This is a genomic window from Stutzerimonas chloritidismutans (genome assembly GCF_020783375.1).
Lineage (GTDB): Bacteria > Pseudomonadota > Gammaproteobacteria > Pseudomonadales > Pseudomonadaceae > Stutzerimonas > Stutzerimonas kunmingensis.
Genome location: NZ_CP086067.1, coordinates 1,566,249 through 1,584,882, shown reverse-complemented (window position 1 = coordinate 1,584,882; position 18,634 = coordinate 1,566,249). Strand labels below are relative to the sequence as shown.

The following is an 18,634-nucleotide window of genomic DNA, read 5'->3' as shown; positions in this document are numbered from 1 at the left end:
CCTCGAAAAAGTGGCGCCACTCTAGCATAGGGTCGAGGGGTCGCCGACGGCCGCCGTTCTCATTTTTCCCGCCAGAACCGACGTTCCGCACGCTGTATCTCCGCCACCGAGAAATCGCCGAGATCGATGCGGATCGCGCCGTGCAAGGCGGTGTCGTAAACGTCGACTGCGGACGCTTCGAGGCGAGCGGTCACAGTCGGATGAGGATGACCGAAAGCGTTGTGCAGGCTGCGCGAGATCAGCGCGGCGCTCGGTTCCACCGCTCGCAGGAATGGCTCCGACGATGAGCTGCGGCTGCCGTGATGAGGCAATAGCAACCACTGCGCCTTTAGGTCCTGTCCGCTGAGCAGCAACGCCTGCTCCGCGGCCTGATCGATATCGCCGGTAAGCAGCACCCGTTCGCCATTGGCCTCGACCAGCAGAACGCATGACGTCTGATTGCTTTCCCGGGCCGCCTGCCATTGCCAGAGACTGAAACGCACGCCGTTCCACCGCCACTCTGCACCGTTTTCACAGGGCTTGGCATTCAGATCGGTCGCATGTCGTTGCGGCTCCCCACTGACGGTCCGCACGACCGGAAGCAGTCGACGGATCGCCTGAGCGCCACCGGAATGATCGTTATCCGCATGGCTCAGCAGCAGTATGTCCAGCCTCTTCACGCCCAGGCTTCGCAGCGACGGGAACACGACACGCTCGCCGGTATCGAAATCACCCTGCCTCGGTCCCGCATCGTAGAGCAACGTGTGCTCCCGGGTCCGCACCAGTACCGAAAGCCCCTGCCCCACATCCAGCACCGAGACCTGCGCCCGTCCTTCGGCTACTTCGGAATACGGGGGATACACCAACGGCGCCAGGAGCACCAGTCCGAGCGCACGCACCGGCACACCTGACGGCAATAACATCAACAGCACACCCAGCCCAATCATCAGCAAGGCCCAGATGGGTATACCGACCGCCAGCCAGGCGGGTTGCCAGGTAGCCATGGCGGACAGCAGCTCGAACAGCAGGGCCAGCGAGGTGCCGACCAACCAGAGTAGCGTCTCGCCGATAGCGCCCAACGGCAGAAGCAACGTACCGAGCAGCGCGAAGGGAACGGTGAGGCTTACCCAGGGTACGGCAATCAGATTGGCCAAAGGCCCGCTGGCGCTGACCGGCAGTCCCAGCGTCAGTAACAGAGGCAGCAGGCCGAGGGAAGCTGCCCATTGGGCGCGCGTCAGCGTCGCCCACCACTTCCATCGGCCGAGCCGACCGGAGAACGCCAGCGCGAGCACCGCAACGGCCCCGAATGAGAGCCAAAACCCCGGCTGCAACGAGACCAGGGGATCGACCAGCAGGACACCATTCAGCGCCAGCAACAGCGGCTGCCAGACACCCAGATGACGAAAGCGCAAGCGCCAGAGCAGGACCACGGCGACCATGAGACACGCACGACGCACCGGCACATCGAACCCCGCAAGCCATCCATAGGAAAGCGCACCAGCGAGAGCCAACGCGCATGCGCATGGAAGCCAGGGCCAACGGCTGGGCCAGAAGCCCCATCGAGCTGCTAGCGCAACCAGTCCGTATAGCAAGCCAGCCAGCATGCCGATGTGCTGTCCGGATATGACCATCAGGTGCACCGTGCCGGTGTCCTGCAACACCTGCCAATCCTCACGACTCAGGCCGGAGTCATCACCGACCACCAGTGCCGCGATCGCGCCTTGTCGACCGGACGCGGAGACCTCCATCAGACGGAGCCTCAAGCGGTCGCGCCAACTATTCACGGAGTGCGGCGCGAAGAGGCGCTCTCCCGCCTTGACCGAACCGGTCGCGCCAATGCGACGCGCCAGCAACCAGGCTTCGTAGTCGAACGCATGCGGATTGACCAGGCCACGCGGACGTTTCAGTCGAGCCGCAAGCCGCCAGCGCTCGCCGGCCCGCACTTGCGGGCCGCCGTACCAGGACAGACGCACCTTTGACGGCAGCCCGGCATGCCTCGACTCGATATCCTCCAACTCGAAGCGCACGACATCGCCCGTGCTGGAGGGCAATCCACTGACCGTCCCCTGGATCCAGTATGTCCGGCCATCTTGCGAAACGGGCAGGCGATCATCAATAGCACTCTGGCACTGCCAGCATGCCCAGGCGAACCCGAGGAGAAGCAACCCAGACGACGCCCAGCGCCGACGCGAAAGCAGCAAGCCCCCCAGCACGCCAAGCACGCACAAGATCCAGACAGAGGGCAACGCCGGTAAGAAACGGGGCAAGACGAGGCCTGCCGCGAGCGCCAACATCCATGTGCGCATGCTTTTTCGACTCCTGGAATCCATTCCGGGACCGCTGTGGGCGGATGGTCAATTTGTCGCGGGCGTAGACCTAATGTCACAAAACTCCTGTCAGCGCCGCATCGCGATTCGAGGCATAATCGCCGGGCTGCAGCCTGCCAGAGAACCTTCATGCCGCGTCGCTTTTTCAAACGCTACATGCCGCACCCCGATCGCATCAAGACTAACAAGTCCCTGCGTTTTCTCGGCGCGCTGATTCACGATCCCAATCTCTGGCATCTCAATAGGCACTCGGTGGCGCGAGCCATGGCTATCGGCCTGTTTTGGGCGATGATTCCGATGCCCATGCAGATGCTCGCGGCGGCCGTCTGTGCACTTCCCGCGAGAGCCAATCTGCCCATCGCGGTAGGTTTGGTCTGGCTGACCAACCCGCTGACCATGCCTCCGGTGTTCTATTGCAATTACAAGGTCGGAACCTGGCTGCTGGATACACCGGCCTCTGACATGCCGGCAGAATTGAGCCTGGCCTGGGTAAGTCACATGCTGCAGCACAACTGGCAGCCGCTGTATCTGGGCTCGCTGGTTTCGGGCGTCGTTTTCGCCATTCTCGGCTACGTTCTAACTCAGGCTTACTGGCGCTGGTGGGTCGGGCGCAGCTGGCGCCGGCGGCAGAACGGCCGGCGCTAACGGCCATCACTCGTAGCGCAGTGCCTCGGCCGGCTGGGTCTGCGCGGCTCGCCATGCCGGATAGAGCGTAGCCAAGAAGCTCAAGGTCAGCGCCGCGACCGATACCAGCACGACGTCCTCCAGACGCAGCTCCGATGGCAGGGTGCTGATGAAGTAAACGTCGGAACTAAAGATATGCTGGCCTGACACTTTTTCCAGCCAGGCCACCAGAGCACTTACGTTCAGCGCACCGAGTACGCCCAGAATCACGCCTATCACGGTGCCACTGAAGCCAATGATGCTGCCCTGAACCATGAAGATCGACATGATCTGCCGTGGAGTCGCGCCAAGCGTGCGCAGAATCGCGATATCGGCTCGCTTGTCGGCAACGACCATGATCAGCGTCGCAATGATATTGAAGGCAGCCACCGCAACGATCAGCATCAACAACAGGCCAATCATGGTCTTTTCCATCTTCATCGCGCTGAATAGGCTGCCCTGCGTATAAGACCAGTCCTCCACGCGGTAGCCATCACCGAGCATTTCAGCCACCTGCGCTGCCACTTCCGGCGCCCGATACAGGTCGCTCAGCTTGAGCCGCACGCCCTGCACCTGCTGCGGCGCCCAACGATGGATCTGCGCAGCATCGGCGCGGTGGATCATCCCCAGGCTGCCGTCCAGATCGGCGCCCACCTTGAATACGCCAACCACATTCAGCCGCTGCATGCGAGGCGTGACTCCACCGGGCGAGGAGCTCACTTCCGGCACGATCAGTGTCAACTTGTCGCCCAGCTTCAGACCGAAGCGCCGGGCGGTCATCAAGCCGACGATGACGCCGAACTCACCTGGTTTCAGCGCATCCAGACTGCCTCCGACCAGGCGATCACCGACGATGGATACATCCGCCTCAGCCTGCGGATCGATACCGCTGATCTGTATCGGCTGCATGCTGCCCTTGAATGACAGCATGCCTTCGAGCTGGGTGACGGGTGCGCTGCCGACAATCTGAGGATGCGCCGACAGGCGCGACGCGACGGCCTGCCAGTCGTCCAATGGCTGATCACCAATGACGGTGGCGTGGGACACCATCCCGAGAATGCGCGAACTCATCTCGCGCTGAAATCCGTTCATCACGGACAGGACCATGATCATCGCCAACACGCCAAGTGCCAGGCCGATCAGCGAGGTCAGGGAGATGAACGAGATGAAATGGTTGCGCCGCTTGGCACGGGTGTAGCGGCTGCCGATAAAGACACTCAGAGGCCTGAACATCATTCGACCACCAGACGTCCGTCTTCCAACCGCAGAATCTGATCCATTTGCGCGGCAAGCTGACGGTCATGGGTAACCACCAGGAAGGCGGTCTGCAACGACTTGCTGAGCTCCAGCATGAGGTCCTGGATGCCTTGCGCCGTGTGATGGTCAAGATTTCCGGTAGGTTCGTCGAGCAGTACCAGCGCCGGCTCGTTCACCAGCGCCCGTGCAATCGCCACACGCTGGCGTTCACCGCCAGAGAGCTCCGCCGGCTTGTGCTCGAGGCGATGCCCGAGTCCGACACGCGTCAACAGCGCAGCGGCCTTCTGCCGCGCTTCCGGGATCGGCGTCCGCCCGATCAGCAACGGCATGCAGACGTTCTCCAGTGCAGTGAATTCGGCGAGCAGGTGATGGAACTGGTAAACGAAGCCCAGCGCGCGGTTACGCAATAACCCGCGATCCTTTTCGTTGAGCGCCGAAAGCTCCTCACCGGCCAGCCACACACTGCCCTCACTGGGCGTATCCAGCCCGCCAAGCAGGTTCAACAGGGTGCTCTTGCCCGAGCCGGAACTGCCGACGATGGCGACGCGCTGCCCCGGGAACAACTCGAGTTGCAGGCCGGACAGCACTTCCACCGACTCCGGACCCTGCTCGTAGCGTTTGCCAAGATTGCGGCAGCTCAGCACCGCGTGCTTTTGCGAAGAAAGCTCGTTCATAACCTGTTCACTCATAACGTAGCGCCTCTGCCGGCTGGGTGCGCGCAGCGCGCCAGGCCGGATACAGGGTCGCGAGGAAACTCAGGACCAGCGCGGCAACACAGACCTGGATGACGTCGGCCGTCATCAGCCGTGACGGCAGATAGTCGATGAAATAGACGTCGGCGCTGAGAAACTTGTGTCCGATCAGGCGTTCCAGCGCAGCGATCCAGCTGCTGACATTGACTGCCGCGAACATGCCCAGCAGCGCCCCGACCAAGGTGCCGACGACGCCGATCACCGTACCCTGGACCATGAATATCGCCATGATCTGTTTCGGCGTCGCGCCCAGCGTGCGAAGGATGGCGATGTCGCCGCGCTTGTCGGTTACTACCATCACCAGCGTCGAAATGATGTTGAACGCCGCCACCGCCACGATCAGCAGCAGCAACAGTCCGATCATGGCCTTCTCCATGCGAATCGCCTGGTACAGGTTGCCATGGGTGCGGGTCCAGTCACGGGAATAAAAATCGTCGCCGAGCTGGCCGGCCAGCTCCCAGGCAATGCGCGGCGCCTGGAACAGGTCGTCGAAACGCAGACGAACCCCCTGGACCTGGTCCGGCTTCCAGCGCTGCAGCCGTGCTATGTCAGCGATGTTCGCCAGCGCAACGTAGCCATCGATCTCGCCGGCTCCGACATGAAAGATTCCGGTCACGGTAAAACGCTTCATGCGCGGGAACATCCCAGCTGGAGTCACGATGACTTCGGGCGCCACGAAGGTGATCTTGTCCCCCACGCCGATACCGAGCTTGGTCGCAGCCTTGTCACCGATGACGATGCCGAACTCGCCTGCGGCAAGATCGTCCAGCGAACCTTCACGGAAAAACTGATCGATGATCGAAACCCGCCGTTCGGCCTCGGGGTCCACTGCGTTGATCAGGATTTTGGTCACCTGCCCCTGATGGGTCAGCAACCCCTGGCTTTGAATGAAAGGTGCCGTCGCCGCGACCTGGGGGTGCCCTTCGAGCCGCTTCCCAAGTGTCTGCCAGTCGCCGATTGGCGTCGGGCTTTCGATCGTCGCATGGGGCACCATGCCCAACACGCGGGTACGCATCTCGTGATCAAAGCCGTTCATCACGGAAAGCACGACGATCATCACCAGCACACCCAGAGCGAGCCCGATCATGGATGTCAGGGAGATGAAGGAGACGAAGAGGCTACGACGTCTGGCGCGGGTGTAACGCGCGCCGATAAAGACGGACAGCGGTCTGAACATAAGATCGACGGGTTCGCTGGCGGGGGAAAAAACAACATGCAGCTGACGTCACCGCGGGGCCTGATACACTCTGGCCATTACTGCATCCCGGGTATCGCCATGCCGACACAAGACACTGAAGAACGCCGTGAATACTACCGTATCGAGGATCGTGTGGCACTGGAAATCATCCCGGCCGGCCAAGGCCAGGAGGCCGACGCAGCGCCCCTACCGCCGCTTTTCAGCCTGCTCGGCGAGCTGCACCAACTTGATTTCGAAGCGCAGCATTTGTTGCGGCAGATTGCCGAGAGCAATCGCACGCTGGCCAATTACCTGAAGGTGCAGAACAAACGAATCGAACTCCTGGGCCAGGCACTGGCGCAGGATCTGCTGAAGGATCAGGGCGCACCGCAGCCGGTGATATTGTCCGAAGGCGGTATCAGCTTCGCCAGCGAGCAGCCCAAGGCTGAAGGAGAGGGGCTCACACTGAAGCTGATTCTGCTGCCCCAGGGGCTTGGCCTTGTGCTGGCCGCGCGGGTCATCTACTGCACGCCGATGGATGACGGGCGTTACGATATCGGCACAGAGTTCGAAGCGTTGACTGATGCACAGCGACAGTTGCTCGCACGACATATCCTGCAGAAACAGGCGCTGGAGCGGCGCCTGGCCCTGGAAAGCCTGCAAGGAGATTGACCGATGCGCCGCCTGGCGACTCTGCTGCTCGTACTGACATTCAGTCCACCCCTGTTCGCCGAAGACATTCGGATACCTGTTGGCCAACAAGGCCTGCCGGAAATGACCATGCCTAGTCGTGGCGACTCGAAGAACCAGGTTCTGGACCGCTTCGGCCTGGCCGATGAAGAGCGACCCGCCGTCGGCCAGCCGCCGATCACCCGCTGGGATTACCGGGAGTTTTCCGTGTACTTCGAAGGCGACCGGGTGATCAACAGCGTGCGCCATCATCAACGCCCATCACCCCCTAAGGAAGACTTGCAACCGTGACACTCATCTACGGCCATCGCGGCGCCAAGGGCGAAGCGCCAGAAAACACCCTGGTGAGCTTCGAGCAATGCCTCCAGCACGGCGTGCGCCGCTGCGAGCTGGATCTGCATCTTTCCCGCGACGGCGAATTGATGGTCATCCACGACCCGACACTCAAGCGCACCACCGGTCGCCGGGGAAAAGTCGTGCAACATGATGCCGACGAGCTTGCGAACTACGACGCCCGGGAAGGCGGGCCTGGCTGGAAGACACCCTGCCCTATTCCGAGGCTGAGCGAGCTGTTCGAAAAATGCGATTTCGAGCACTGGCAGCTTGAGGTCAAGAGTGCTTCACGGGTGCGCGCCGCGCGTACGGTCATGGCGATCAAGGAGCTGGCCGAACAGCATCGGTTGCTCGATCGCATCACCGTCACGTCGAGCTCTCGTGAAGTCCTGCGTGCGCTGAACCGGCTAGCGCCGGAGATATCACGCGGGCTGGTAGCCGAGTACAACTGGCTAGACCCACTGAAGGTCGCCCGTCAATATGGCTGCAGCCTGCTGGCATTGAAGTGGACGCTGTGCACCCCGGAGCGTCTGGAAAAAGCGCGTAAACAGGGCCTGCATGTATCGGTGTGGACAGTCAATGAACCAGCCCTGATGCGCCGCCTGGCCGACTTCGGCGTCGACAGCCTGATCACCGACTACCCCGGCCTGGCTGTCAGTACGCTATCGCGATCCTGACAGCCAACACACCGCGGCACGATCCGGCAGCGCAGGCCGCTGCCGGATTCACCCTCACCTGATCAGAAGCTCTCCCGGTTAGGCCAATGCCAATCACGGGAGTCGCCGCCCTCTCCAGCCGCCTCAGGCCAGCGGCCGGAGCTGCTCAAAAAAGCCGGTTGAGCCCGTCGAACGCAGCGACGCGGTAGGCTTCGGCCATTGTCGGGTAGTTGAAGGTGGTGTTGACGAAGTACTTGATGCTGTTCGCCGGCCCCTTCTGGTTCATGATCGCCTGGCCAATGTGCACGATCTCCGAAGCCTGATAACCGAAGCAGTGCACACCGAGCACTTCCAGCGTTTCGCGGTGGAAGAGAATCTTCAGCATGCCCACTGGCTCGAACGAAATCTGCGCCCGCGCCATGCTTTTGAAGAACGCCTTGCCGACTTCATAGGGAATCTTCGCCTGGGTCAGTTCGCGCTCATTCTTGCCGATCGAGCTGATCTCGGGAATGGTGTAGATACCGGTCGGTACGTCATCGACGAAACGCCAGGAGTCATTCTCGACGATGCTGCCCGCTGCCGAACGGCCTTGGTCATAAGCGGCACTGGCCAGCGACGGCCAACCGATCACATCGCCGGCAGCGTAGATATTGCCGATCTCGGTGCGGTAGTGCTCATCAACCTGGACCTGACCACGACTGTTGGCCTTGAGCCCGATGTTCTCCAGCCCGAGCTTGTCGGTATTGCCGGTACGTCCGTTGCTCCAGAGGAATGCGTCTGCCTTGATCTTCTTGCCCGACTTGAGATGCAGGATGACGCCGTTCTCCAGCCCCTCGACCCGCTCGTATTCTTCGTTGTGGCGAATCAGCACGTTGTTGTTGCGCAGGTGATAGCTGAGCGCATCGGAAATCTCGTCATCGAGGAAGCTGAGCAGCTGCTCGCGGTTGTCGATCAGGTCGACCAGCACGCCCAGACCGCTGAAGATTGATGCATATTCGCAACCGATGACGCCGGCCCCGTAGATGATCATCCGGCGCGGCGTGTGACTGAGAGTAAGAATGGTGTCGCTGTCGTAGATGCGCGGGTGATTGAAGTCGATATCAGCCGGTCGATACGGGCGCGAGCCGGTGGCGATGACGAACTGGCTGGCAACCAGCTTTTCCACCATGCCATTGAGGCAGACCACTTCGACGCTCTGCTCATCGGAGAAGCTGGCAGTCCCGAAGAAGGTATCGATGCGGTTACGTGCGTAGTAACTCGTGCGGGAAGTGACCTGCTTACTGATGACCTTCTCGGCACTCTTCAGCACGTCCGGAAAGGAGAACCAGCGTGGTTCGCCGATCTGGCGGAACAGCGGGTTGGTGTTGTACTGCATGATCTGCCGTACCGAATGGCGCAAGGCCTTGGACGGAATGGTGCCCAGGTGTGTGCAGTTGCCTCCAACCAGCGGACGGTTATCTACCACGGCGACCTTGCGTCCCGCCTTGACGGCATTTATTGCCGCGCCCTCCCCGGCCGGACCGGAACCCAATACCACCAAATCGTAGTTATAGACCGCCATATACACTCCTGAAAACGCAGCGGGAGACGCCGCTGCTGTCAACGAATTCGCCGATGTCCAAGGACGCAAACCAGCCACTTCTTTCAAGCTCTGCGCGCGCCGCGCCCATCAGGAGCCCGGTCAGGCAAGCCCGCTCAGGGCTGCCTGGACGCGCAAAGGTTCACATCAACGCTTGGTGGCGTCGTAGGCGAGATCGGCGTTACCCGCGTTCTTCGCCTCGTTCACTTCTTCGCACTTCTCGCGGCTACCGCCACAGATGGAGCACTCCTTCTCGATGCCCAGATTGGCGATACCCCCGCAGGAACCCGCGATGGGCTTGCGGCCCATGATCACGCCGATGGCCATGCCGAATACCACAAGCAGCATCACCAGAAAAACCAGTAACCAAGTCATTGCTCTACTCCCGCACCGAACAGCTCGTCAAAAGCCTTGGTGCTCGTTGTTACGAAGCCTTGCCCCTCGCGCACGACGAAGAACGCGGCGATCGCATTACGCTCTGCCAGTGCCAGCCCCCGCTCGGGGCCGAGCACCATCAACGCGGTAGACAACCCGTCAGCACGCAAAGTCGATTTATCGATGACCGTCACCGCAGCGAGGTGATGCTCGATCGGTCTGCCGCTTTGCGGGTCCAGGGTATGTGAATAACGCCGGCCGTCCTGCTCGAAATAGTTTCGATAGTCGCCGGAGGTGGATACGCCCAGACCATCGAGTTCGACGATCTTCTGCGCAACCCGCTGGTCATCCCTGGGCGCTTCAATGGCTATGCGCCACGGTGAATCATCGGGCTTGCGGCCCTCAGCCTTGAGCTCGCCAGTGATCTCAACGAGGTAACTCTCTACGCCGAGCGCCTTCAGACGATCGACAACGCGATCAACCGCATAGCCGGCAGCGATGCTGTTGAAGTCCAGCTGCAGCGCCACCGTCTTGCACAACTGATCGCCATCGATACGTAGATGCCGATGGCCGGTCAACGCCCGCGCCGCCTCGATATCCGCCGCGGATGGAACCTGTTCGGCACGACCTTGCGGACCGAAGCCCCAAAGGTTCAGCAATGGCTCGAGTGTAAGATCGAACGCGCCATCGCTGTCGGCCGATAGCTGATCGCCCGCTGCGACCAATTCGCGCACCGTATCCGGCATCGGCTCGCAGCTACCAGCCGGCAGCGCATTGAAGCGCTCGACGTCGGAATCGCTACGGTAGGTCGACAGCTGTTTATCAATGTCGCCGAGAATGGCCTCGACTTCACCGTGCAGCTCCTCCCTGGAGGGGACGTCGCCGCTGCTTACGTACTTGACGGTATAGGTGCTGCCCATCGTTGGGCCGCTGATGACCTCGACCCTGTCCTGAAACAGACAGCCCGTCAGGGCTGCCGCGAGAGCGACAGCGATGACGGGCCGGAGGTACACGACAGCATGGAGAGCCTGCAGTGACGCTCGGGTCATGCTAGCCGCCGAAGTCGTCGAGCAGAATATTCTCCGGCTCGACGCCGAGGTCGGTGAGCATCTTGATCACCGATGCGTTCATCATGGGCGGGCCGCACATGTAGAACTCGCAATCTTCCGGAGCCGGATGATCCTTCAGATAGTTCTCGTACAGCACGTTGTGGATAAAGCCGGTCGGGCCATCCCAGTTATCTTCCGGCAGCGGATCGGACAGGGCCAGATGCCATTGGAAGTTCGGATTCTCCGCCTGCAACTGGTCGTACTCTTCCACGTAGAAGGCCTCGCGCATGGAGCGCGCGCCATACCAGAAGCTCATCTTGCGCTTGGACTTGAGACGCTTGAGCTGGTCGAAGATGTGCGAGCGCATCGGTGCCATCCCCGCACCACCGCCGATGAAGACCATCTCGGCGTCGGTGTCCTTGGCGAAGAACTCGCCGAACGGTCCGTAAACGGTGATCTTGTCGCCCGGCTTCAGGCTGAAGACATAGGATGACATCTTGCCCGGCGGAATGTCGTCACGGCCTGGCGGCGGTGAGGCGATACGGATGTTGAACTTCACCAGGCCACGCTCTTCCGGATAGTTCGCCATGGAGTAGGCGCGAATGACGGTCTCGTCGCACTTCGACACGTACTTCCACTGGTCGAACTTGTCCCAGTCGCCGCGATACTCTTCCTGAATGTCGAAGTCCCGGTAACGCACTTCATGCGGCGGGCACTCGAGCTGCACATAACCACCAGCGCGGAAGTCGACGTTCTCGCCCTCCGGCAGCTTGAGTGTCAGTTCCTTGATGAAGGTCGCGACGTTGGGGTTGGACTCGACGGTGCATTCCCACTTCTTCACGCCGAAGACTTCTTCCGGAACTTCGATCTTCATGTCCGCCTTAACCGGAGTCTGGCAGGACAGGCGCCAGCCCTCGCCCGCCTCGCGACGGGTGAAGTGCGACTCCTCGGTGGGCAGCATCTCGCCACCACCACTCTCGACGATGCACTTGCACTGCGCGCAGGTACCACCGCCGCCACAGGCCGACGAGAGGAAGATGTTGTTGGCAGCCAGGGTCTGCAGCAGCTTGCCGCCGGCGGGGACGGTAATGGTCCGTTCGCCATTGATTTCGATGGACACATCGCCGCTGGATACCAGCTTGGCGCGCGCAGCCAGGATGATCACCACCAGCGCAAGCACGATGGCGGTGAACATACCGATGGCGAGGAAAATTTCGTAACTCATCAGTTCGTTCCGTCCTTACAGCTGTACGCCAGAGAAAGACATGAAGCCCAGCGACATCAGTCCGATGGTGATGAAGGTAATACCCAGACCCTGCAACCCATCCGGAACATCGCTGTACTTCAGCTTCTCGCGAATACCGGCCAGCAAAGCGATGGCCAGCGCCCAGGACAGGCCGGAGCCCATGCCATACACCACGCTCTCGCCCAGGTTGTAGTCGCGCTCGACCATGAACAGCGTGCCACCCATGATGGCGCAGTTCACGGTGATCAGCGGCAGGAATACACCCAACGCGTTGTAGAGGCTCGGTACGTACTTATCGAGGGTCATCTCGAGGATCTGCACGATCGCCGCGATCACGCCGATGTAGCTCAGCAGACCGAGGAAGCTGAGGTCCACTTCAGGCAGTCCGGCCCAAGACAACGCACCGGCCTTCAGCAGGTAGGTGTAGATCAGGTTGTTGGCAGGCACGGTGATGGCCTGCACCACGATGACCGCGATGCCCAGGCCGATGGCGGTTTCCACCTTCTTGGAAATCGCGATGAAGGTACACATGCCAAGGAAGAACGCCAGGGCCATGTTCTCGATGAACACGGCACGGACGAACAGGCTGATGTAATGCTCCATTAGTAAGCCTCCTTGTTCGAGACTTGCGGCGCCATCTTGAAGGCAGGCTTTTCGACCTGCTCCTTCTTCCAGGCACGAATGCCCCAGATGAACAGACCGATCAGGAAGAATGCCGAAGGCGGCAGCAGCATCATGCCGTTGGGCTGATACCAACCGCCGTCGTTGACGACGGGCAGAATGGTGTAACCCATCAGTTTGCCAGCACCAGTCAGCTCGCGAATGAAGCCGAGTGCAATCAGCATGGCGCTATAGCCCAAACCGTTGCCGATACCGTCGAAGAACGACAGCATTGGCGGGTTCTGCATGGCAAACGCTTCCGCACGCCCCATCACGATGCAGTTGGTGATGATCAGACCGACGAACACCGAGAGCTGCTTGGACAGCGAGAACGCGTAGGCCTTGAGCACCTGATCCACCAGGATCACCAGCGAGGCGATGATCACCATCTGCACGATCATGCGGATCGAGTTGGGGATCTGGCTGCGGATCATCGAGATGAACAGGTTGGAAAACGCCACCACCAGGGTCAGCGCGACAGACATCACCAGCGCTGTGTTCAGGTTGGAGGTGACGGCCAGCGCCGAGCAGATTCCGAGAATCTGCAGGCCGATGGGGTTGTTATTGAAGATCGGATTGAGCAGAACTTCTTTGACAGTGGGTTGCGACATGATCAAGCCTCCCCAGCGCGCAGATTAGCGATAAATGGACCGAAGCCGTTCTCGCCCAACCAGAAGTGCAACAGCGAGTTGACGCCGTTGCTGGTCAGGGTGGCACCGGCCAGGGCATCGACCTGGTGGTCGGCTTTCGGGCTCTGAGGGTCGACACCGCCCTTGACGATCTGCACCGCCAGTTTGCCGTTGTCGTCGTACAGTTCCTTGCCGGGCCACATGCCGCGCCACTTCGGATTGTCGACCTCACCGCCAAGGCCCGGGGTTTCACCGTGCTGGTAGAAGCCGAAGCCGGCAACGGTATTCAGGTCACCCTCGACTGCCATGAAGCCATAGAGCGTCGACCAGAGACCGTAGCCACGAACCGGCAGGATCAGCGTATCGATCTCGCCCTCGCCCTGCCCTTCGACGATATAAACGGTGCTGTAACGCTCGCGACGCTTGATCGAGGCAATATCCTGCTCCCCAGGCAGCGCCTGGGACAGCGCAGGGTCCTTGGCAGCGGCGAGCGGATCGAAGGTCTTGGCTTCGAATTCATCGCTGAACTTGCCGGTTTCCAGATCGACCAGACGGGCGACGATGCGCTCGTTGAACAACTGCTTGACCTGATTACCGGACATGCCCGCCTCGCCCAGACCGGCGATCGCCAGGATGCTGCGCTGCTTGTCCAGCAGACGGTTTTCCTGCTGAGTCGGGCGAAGCGCCACGGCGGCGCCAGCCACGAAGATGGAGCACACCAGGCAGACCAACAGGGCTACCGTCAGCGTGCGAACGGTGGATTCTTTCTGACTAGACATTACGTGCCAGCCTCCGCTTGATATTGGCCTGAATGACGAAATGGTCAATCAGCGGCGCACACAGGTTGGCGAACAGGATCGCCAGCATCATGCCTTCCGGGAAGGCGGGGTTGACCACGCGGATCAGCACGACCATCACACCGATCAGGATGCCGAACACCCACTTGCCGGTATTGGTCATGGAGGCCGACACCGGGTCGGTCGCCATGAAGATCATGCCGAAGGCGAAGCCACCGACGACCATGTGCCAGTACCAGGGCATGCCGAACAGCGGGTTGGTGTCGGAACCGATCAGGTTGAACAGGAAGCTCAGACCGATCATGCCGAGCATCACACCGGAAACGATGCGCCAGGAGGCAATCTTGCTACCGATCAGGATCACGCCGCCGATGAAGATCGCCAGCGTGCTGGTTTCACCGATCGAGCCATGAATGGTACCGACGAAGGCGTCCATCCAGGTGATGCCGTTGTCGATCACGTTTTCGATACCGCCGACGAAGCCGAGGCTCAGCGCAGTTGCGCCCGCATAGCCATCGACCGCAGTCCAGACGCCGTCACCGGACATCTGGGCCGGGTAGGCGAAGAACAGGAACGCCCGCGCAGTAAGCGCCGGGTTCAGGAAGTTCTTGCCGGTCCCACCGAAGATTTCCTTGCCGATTACCACGCCGAAGCTGATACCCAGCGCGACCTGCCACAGCGGAATGCTCGGCGGCAGGATCAGGGCAAACAGCACGGACGTAACGAAGAAGCCCTCGTTGACCTCGTGCTTGCGGATCGAAGCGAACAGCACTTCCCAGAACCCACCGACGATGAAGGTCACCGCGTAGATCGGAAGGAAGTAGGCTGCGCCCTGGATGAAGTTATCCCAGAGACTGTTCGGATCGAAGCCCGCCAGTGCGCCGATCAGACCGAAGCGCCAGCCTTCCTGAGCTGCGAGCAGATCAGGGCTCTGCGCGAAGATCAGGTTGGCCTGGTAGCCGGTGTTCCACATGCCGAAGAACATCGCCGGGAAGGTACACATCCAGACGGTGATCATCATGCGCTTGAGGTCGATGCCGTCGCGCACGTGGGCCGTGGTCTTGGTGACGCTGCCGGGACGATAGAGGAAGGTGTCGGCCGCTTCGTAAAGCGCGTACCACTTCTCGTACTTGCCGCCTTTTTCGAAATGATGCTCGATCTTGTCGAGGAATGCGCGAATGCCCATGCCTTAACCCTCCTTCTCGATGCGGGTCAGATTGTCCCGCAGGATCGGGCCGTATTCGTATTTCCCGGCACAGACATAGCTGCACAGCGCCAGATCTTCTTCATCCAGCTCCAGGCAACCGAGTTTCTGCGCCACTTCGGTGTCACCCACGATCAGTGCACGCAGCAACTGGGTCGGCAGGACGTCCAGCGGCATGACCTCTTCGTAGTTACCTACCGGCACCATCGCCCGTGGGCTGCCGTTGGTGGAGGTAGAGAAGGCAAACTTCTTGCCGGCCATCAGCTTGGAGATATAGATATTGAGGATCGAATGCTTTTCGACGCCCGGGCGCATGTAATGGAGCATCTCGCGCTCCTTGCCCTCACGCAGGCAGGAAACCTGCTGGTGGTAGCGACCAAGGTAGGCGAACGCACCATGGGCGGTACGACCACCCAGCAGCGAGCCGGAAACGACGCGATTGGCTCCGGGTTGCAGCTCACCGGCGGTCAGTTCGTCGAGGTTGGCACCTAGACGGGCACGTACCAGACGTGGCTGCTCGACCACCGGGCCAGCCAGGGCGACAACGCGCTCCACCGACAAACGCCCACTGGTGAACAGCTTGCCCACGGCAATCACGTCCTGATAACCGATGGTCCAGACGCTTTTGCTGGCACTTACCGGGTCGAGGAAATGGATGTGGGTACCAGCCAGCCCGGCAGGATGCGGACCGTTGAAGCTTTCGACCTGAACCTTGGCCAGGGACTCGCCTGGCAACGAGGCATTTGGCGCCTTGCACAGGAACACCTTGGCCAGATTAGTCAGGACCTTGAGTCCGGCTTCAAAGGCTTCAGGCTGTTCAGCGATGATGATCGCCGGATCGGCTGCCAGCGGATGCGTGTCGATCGCGGTCACGAAAATCGAGGCAGGCGTGGCATCGACGGCCGGCACCTTGCTGAACGGGCGCGTGCGCAGCGCGGTCCACAGGCCTGACTGCTGCAGGTTTTCACGCACCTGCTCGCAGCTCAGACCATCCAGCTGGGCTGGCGAATAGCTCGTGAAGGTGACCTCTTCATCGCCCTCGAGGTCGATGACCACCGATTGCAGCACGCGCTTTTCGCCGCGGTGAACTGCACTGACGACACCGGCGCCGGGCGCGGTGTAATGCACGCCTTCGGACTTCTTGTCGGAAAAAAGGATCTGCCCCAGCTTAACCCGATCACCGACCTGAACAGCCATGGTTGGCTTCATGGTCGGATAGTCGAAGCCGACGACGGCGACGCTGCGCACGGGCCTGCCGGCCTCGATACGCTGCGCCGGCGCGCCGGCTATGGGCAAATCAAGCCCTCGTTTTATATTGATCATCGGTTTGCCTAACCACTGATTTTAGAAAGCTTTTTTTGCAGGCCCAGCGGCATGGCGCAAAGTAGGATTGCGCCGCGCGCGCCAATACGTTATTGACGCGACACCATGTCGCGGACCCAGGTAAAAAATCCGCCCGATTATAGAGGTCGCAGACCTTGACTGACCACCCAAGCATTGCGGATTTTTGACTCGAAACAAGAGAAGCAAAATTAGCGGCGCACGAAATCGAGCCGACCGCTCGGCCGCTCAACCCCGGCAGCTCGCGCTATTACTACCGCCCAGAAAAGCGAAACGGGAGCCTAGGCTCCCGTTTCGATTTCACCGTCCGCAGCGTTTAGCGCGGGAAGGCTGGCGGGTTAACCCCTGCCATGTCTTCCATCACCCGCACGACCTGACAGCTGTAGCCGAACTCGTTGTCGTACCAGACGTAAAGCACGACACGGTTGTCGTTGCAAATGGTCGCTTCGGCATCCACCACGCCAGCATGGCGCGATCCGACGAAATCAGTGGATACAACTTCCTGAGAATTGACGAAGTCGATCTGTTTCTGCAGATCCGAGTGCATGGCCATCTGGCGCAGGTACTCGTTGATCTCTTCGCGACTGGTGGCCTTCTCCAGGTTCAGGTTGAGAATTGCCATGGACACGTTCGGCGTCGGGACGCGGATCGCGTTGCCAGTCAGCTTGCCTTTGAGCACCGGCAGCGCCTTGGCTGCAGCGGTGGCGGCACCCGTTTCGGTGATCACCATGTTCAGCGCAGCGCTGCGACCACGACGACTGCCCTTGTGGAAGTTGTCGATCAGGTTCTGGTCGTTGGTGTACGAATGCACCGTTTCCACGTGACCGTTGACGATGCCGTACTGATCGTTCACCGCCTTGAGCACCGGCACGATGGCGTTGGTGGTGCAGGATGCGGCGGAGATGATCTTGTCATCGGTGGTGATATCGCCATGGTTGATGCCATGCACGATGTTCTTCAGCTCACCCTTGCCCGGCGCGGTCAATACGACGCGAGCAACACCCGGGCACTTGAGGTGCTGACCCAGGCCTTCGGCGTCACGCCACTTGCCAGTGTTGTCGACAAGCAGCGCGTTCTCGATGCCGTACTGGGTGTAATCCACCGAGGACGGATCGTTGGAGTAGATCACCTGAATCAGGTTGCCGTTGGCGGTGATGGTGCTGTTCTCTTCGTCGATGGTGATGGTGCCATCGAAAGGACCATGCACCGAGTCGCGACGCAGCAGGCTGGCACGCTTGACCAGATCGTTGTCCGCGCCCTTGCGCACGACGATGGCGCGCAGGCGCAGGCCGTCGCCACCACCGGTTTTCTCGATCAGGATACGCGCCAGCAGACGGCCGATACGGCCGAAACCGTAGAGAACCACGTCAGTGCCTTTGTGACCAGCTGCGGCGTGACGCTTGTCGGCCACCTCAGCCAGCTCTTCACGGACGAACTGCTCGAGATTGCGACCGTTGCCCGCTTCCTTGTACTTGGCGACCAGCTTGCCCAAGTCCACCGAAGCGGCGCCCAGGTTCATTTCGCTCATCGTCTTGAGGATCTGGAAGGTGTCGTGCACCGACAGCTCGGTTTCGTCGGCGATGCGGTGACGGGCGAAACGGTGTGCCTTGAGGATGGCGATCACCGAACGATTGATCAGGCCACGGCCGTAGATCGAAGTCACCACGTTGTTGTTGCGATACAGCTGACCAATCAGCGGAATCATCGCTTCGGCGAGCGCTTCGCGGTCAATCCATTCACCAAGACACTGGTCGGGCTTCTGAGTCACGGGCAGTTCCTTCCAACATGTAGGGGCTGAGAAAAGGGGCTACATTATGACGGCGCACCCTAGCGCCGGCAATCTGCAGCGGACGAAACACTGACAGCCAAGCGCCTCGATAGTTACAATCCCGGCGGCCTATTTTTTGATCGGAGCCACGC

General features: G+C 60.7%; 18 protein-coding genes. 4 read left to right on the top strand and 14 right to left on the bottom strand.

The genetic code is table 11. From position 1 onward, the window contains the following. Positions 1–59 precede the first annotated feature (59 nt). Complete coding sequence (locus tag LLJ08_RS07390; protein WP_228208585.1) at positions 60–2,285, bottom strand: DNA internalization-related competence protein ComEC/Rec2; 2,226 nt, start codon at positions 2,283–2,285, stop codon at positions 60–62. 150 nt (positions 2,286–2,435) lie between these two features. Here LLJ08_RS07390 and LLJ08_RS07385 point away from each other — a divergent pair, with 150 nt between their 5' ends. Then, positions 2,436–2,951: a DUF2062 domain-containing protein gene (locus LLJ08_RS07385; RefSeq protein ID WP_003299644.1), complete on the top strand. Its 516-nt coding sequence runs from the start codon at positions 2,436–2,438 to the stop codon at positions 2,949–2,951. 6 nt (positions 2,952–2,957) lie between these two features. Here LLJ08_RS07385 and LLJ08_RS07380 read toward each other — a convergent pair whose 3' ends face one another. Genes LLJ08_RS07380 through LLJ08_RS07370 form a run of 3 tightly spaced genes read right to left on the bottom strand, consistent with a single transcriptional unit; the run spans position 2,958 to position 6,155 of the window. After that, positions 2,958–4,202, bottom strand: coding sequence for a lipoprotein-releasing ABC transporter permease subunit (locus tag LLJ08_RS07380; protein ID WP_031298331.1), 1,245 nt, complete (start codon positions 4,200–4,202; stop codon positions 2,958–2,960). Further along, a complete protein-coding gene (lolD, locus tag LLJ08_RS07375) occupies positions 4,202–4,900 on the bottom strand; it encodes a lipoprotein-releasing ABC transporter ATP-binding protein LolD (protein WP_003299646.1) in 699 nt (232 codons plus the stop codon). Before lolD ends, LLJ08_RS07380 begins: the two co-directional genes overlap by 1 nt. A gap of 7 nt (positions 4,901–4,907) precedes the next feature. Then, positions 4,908–6,155 (bottom strand): lipoprotein-releasing ABC transporter permease subunit, encoded by a 1,248-nt coding sequence (locus LLJ08_RS07370; RefSeq protein WP_228208584.1) that lies wholly within the window; start codon positions 6,153–6,155, stop codon positions 4,908–4,910. Between the two features lie 36 nt (positions 6,156–6,191). Here LLJ08_RS07370 and LLJ08_RS07365 point away from each other — a divergent pair, with 36 nt between their 5' ends. Genes LLJ08_RS07365 through LLJ08_RS07355 form a run of 3 tightly spaced genes read left to right on the top strand, consistent with a single transcriptional unit; the run spans position 6,192 to position 7,855 of the window. Further along, a complete protein-coding gene (locus tag LLJ08_RS07365) occupies positions 6,192–6,827 on the top strand; it encodes a PilZ domain-containing protein (RefSeq protein WP_003299648.1) in 636 nt (211 codons plus the stop codon). A 3-nt stretch (positions 6,828–6,830) separates the two neighbouring features. Next, complete coding sequence (locus LLJ08_RS07360) at positions 6,831–7,136, top strand: phosphodiesterase (protein WP_228208583.1); 306 nt, start codon at positions 6,831–6,833, stop codon at positions 7,134–7,136. Further along, positions 7,133–7,855 (top strand): glycerophosphodiester phosphodiesterase, encoded by a 723-nt coding sequence (locus tag LLJ08_RS07355; RefSeq protein ID WP_213573854.1) that lies wholly within the window; start codon positions 7,133–7,135, stop codon positions 7,853–7,855. The genes LLJ08_RS07360 and LLJ08_RS07355 overlap by 4 nt, the downstream gene beginning before the upstream one ends. A gap of 145 nt (positions 7,856–8,000) precedes the next feature. Here the strand turns inward: LLJ08_RS07355 and sthA are convergent, their stop codons facing one another. From sthA to LLJ08_RS07305, 10 genes are all read right to left on the bottom strand, one after another. After that, the gene (gene sthA / locus LLJ08_RS07350) at positions 8,001–9,395 is read right to left on the bottom strand and encodes a Si-specific NAD(P)(+) transhydrogenase (protein WP_003299651.1); all 1,395 of its coding nucleotides are present in this window, start codon (positions 9,393–9,395) and stop codon (positions 8,001–8,003) included. 165 nt (positions 9,396–9,560) lie between these two features. Beyond that, a complete protein-coding gene (gene nqrM / locus LLJ08_RS07345) occupies positions 9,561–9,788 on the bottom strand; it encodes a (Na+)-NQR maturation NqrM (protein WP_003283705.1) in 228 nt (75 codons plus the stop codon). Next, positions 9,785–10,708, bottom strand: coding sequence for an FAD:protein FMN transferase (locus LLJ08_RS07340; protein ID WP_041014590.1), 924 nt, complete (start codon positions 10,706–10,708; stop codon positions 9,785–9,787). Before LLJ08_RS07340 ends, nqrM begins: the two co-directional genes overlap by 4 nt. Positions 10,709–10,838: 130 nt before the next feature. Further along, positions 10,839–12,065 carry an NADH:ubiquinone reductase (Na(+)-transporting) subunit F gene (gene nqrF / locus LLJ08_RS07335; RefSeq protein WP_172602804.1) on the bottom strand — a complete coding sequence of 409 codons (1,227 nt, stop codon included), beginning with the start codon at positions 12,063–12,065 and terminating at the stop codon, positions 10,839–10,841. A 12-nt stretch (positions 12,066–12,077) separates the two neighbouring features. Next, a complete protein-coding gene (nqrE, locus tag LLJ08_RS07330; protein ID WP_014820916.1) occupies positions 12,078–12,686 on the bottom strand; it encodes an NADH:ubiquinone reductase (Na(+)-transporting) subunit E in 609 nt (202 codons plus the stop codon). Next, entirely contained in the window at positions 12,686–13,360 is a 675-nt protein-coding gene (locus LLJ08_RS07325; protein WP_172602757.1) for an NADH:ubiquinone reductase (Na(+)-transporting) subunit D, read from the bottom strand. Before LLJ08_RS07325 ends, nqrE begins: the two co-directional genes overlap by 1 nt. Further along, a complete protein-coding gene (locus LLJ08_RS07320) occupies positions 13,357–14,151 on the bottom strand; it encodes a Na(+)-translocating NADH-quinone reductase subunit C (RefSeq protein ID WP_014820917.1) in 795 nt (264 codons plus the stop codon). The genes LLJ08_RS07325 and LLJ08_RS07320 overlap by 4 nt, the downstream gene beginning before the upstream one ends. Then, positions 14,144–15,355, bottom strand: a complete 1,212-nt coding sequence (locus LLJ08_RS07315) for an NADH:ubiquinone reductase (Na(+)-transporting) subunit B (protein WP_044316179.1) — start codon at positions 15,353–15,355, stop codon at positions 14,144–14,146. The genes LLJ08_RS07320 and LLJ08_RS07315 overlap by 8 nt, the downstream gene beginning before the upstream one ends. A 3-nt stretch (positions 15,356–15,358) precedes the next feature. Continuing rightward, positions 15,359–16,696 carry a Na(+)-translocating NADH-quinone reductase subunit A gene (locus LLJ08_RS07310; protein ID WP_228208582.1) on the bottom strand — a complete coding sequence of 446 codons (1,338 nt, stop codon included), beginning with the start codon at positions 16,694–16,696 and terminating at the stop codon, positions 15,359–15,361. A 334-nt stretch (positions 16,697–17,030) separates the two neighbouring features. Continuing rightward, complete coding sequence (locus LLJ08_RS07305; protein ID WP_045665460.1) at positions 17,031–18,482, bottom strand: glyceraldehyde-3-phosphate dehydrogenase; 1,452 nt, start codon at positions 18,480–18,482, stop codon at positions 17,031–17,033. Positions 18,483–18,634: the final 152 nt, after the last annotated feature.

What these genes read in the sequence shown, in the direction of transcription:
- LLJ08_RS07390 (WP_228208585.1), bottom strand. Translation starts at nt 2,285, where the DNA reads ATGCGCACATGGATGTTGGCGCTCGCGGCAGGCCTCGTCTTGCCCCGT.
- LLJ08_RS07385 (WP_003299644.1), top strand. Translation starts at nt 2,436, where the DNA reads ATGCCGCGTCGCTTTTTCAAACGCTACATGCCGCACCCCGATCGCATC.
- LLJ08_RS07380 (WP_031298331.1), bottom strand. Translation starts at nt 4,202, where the DNA reads ATGTTCAGGCCTCTGAGTGTCTTTATCGGCAGCCGCTACACCCGTGCC.
- lolD (WP_003299646.1), bottom strand. Translation starts at nt 4,900, where the DNA reads ATGAACGAGCTTTCTTCGCAAAAGCACGCGGTGCTGAGCTGCCGCAAT.
- LLJ08_RS07370 (WP_228208584.1), bottom strand. Translation starts at nt 6,155, where the DNA reads ATGTTCAGACCGCTGTCCGTCTTTATCGGCGCGCGTTACACCCGCGCC.
- LLJ08_RS07365 (WP_003299648.1), top strand. Translation starts at nt 6,192, where the DNA reads ATGCAGCTGACGTCACCGCGGGGCCTGATACACTCTGGCCATTACTGC.
- LLJ08_RS07360 (WP_228208583.1), top strand. Translation starts at nt 6,831, where the DNA reads ATGCGCCGCCTGGCGACTCTGCTGCTCGTACTGACATTCAGTCCACCC.
- sthA (WP_003299651.1), bottom strand. Translation starts at nt 9,395, where the DNA reads ATGGCGGTCTATAACTACGATTTGGTGGTATTGGGTTCCGGTCCGGCC.
- nqrM (WP_003283705.1), bottom strand. Translation starts at nt 9,788, where the DNA reads ATGACTTGGTTACTGGTTTTTCTGGTGATGCTGCTTGTGGTATTCGGC.
- LLJ08_RS07340 (WP_041014590.1), bottom strand. Translation starts at nt 10,708, where the DNA reads ATGGGCAGCACCTATACCGTCAAGTACGTAAGCAGCGGCGACGTCCCC.
- nqrE (WP_014820916.1), bottom strand. Translation starts at nt 12,686, where the DNA reads ATGGAGCATTACATCAGCCTGTTCGTCCGTGCCGTGTTCATCGAGAAC.
- LLJ08_RS07320 (WP_014820917.1), bottom strand. Translation starts at nt 14,151, where the DNA reads ATGTCTAGTCAGAAAGAATCCACCGTTCGCACGCTGACGGTAGCCCTG.
- LLJ08_RS07315 (WP_044316179.1), bottom strand. Translation starts at nt 15,355, where the DNA reads ATGGGCATTCGCGCATTCCTCGACAAGATCGAGCATCATTTCGAAAAA.
- LLJ08_RS07310 (WP_228208582.1), bottom strand. Translation starts at nt 16,696, where the DNA reads ATGATCAATATAAAACGAGGGCTTGATTTGCCCATAGCCGGCGCGCCG.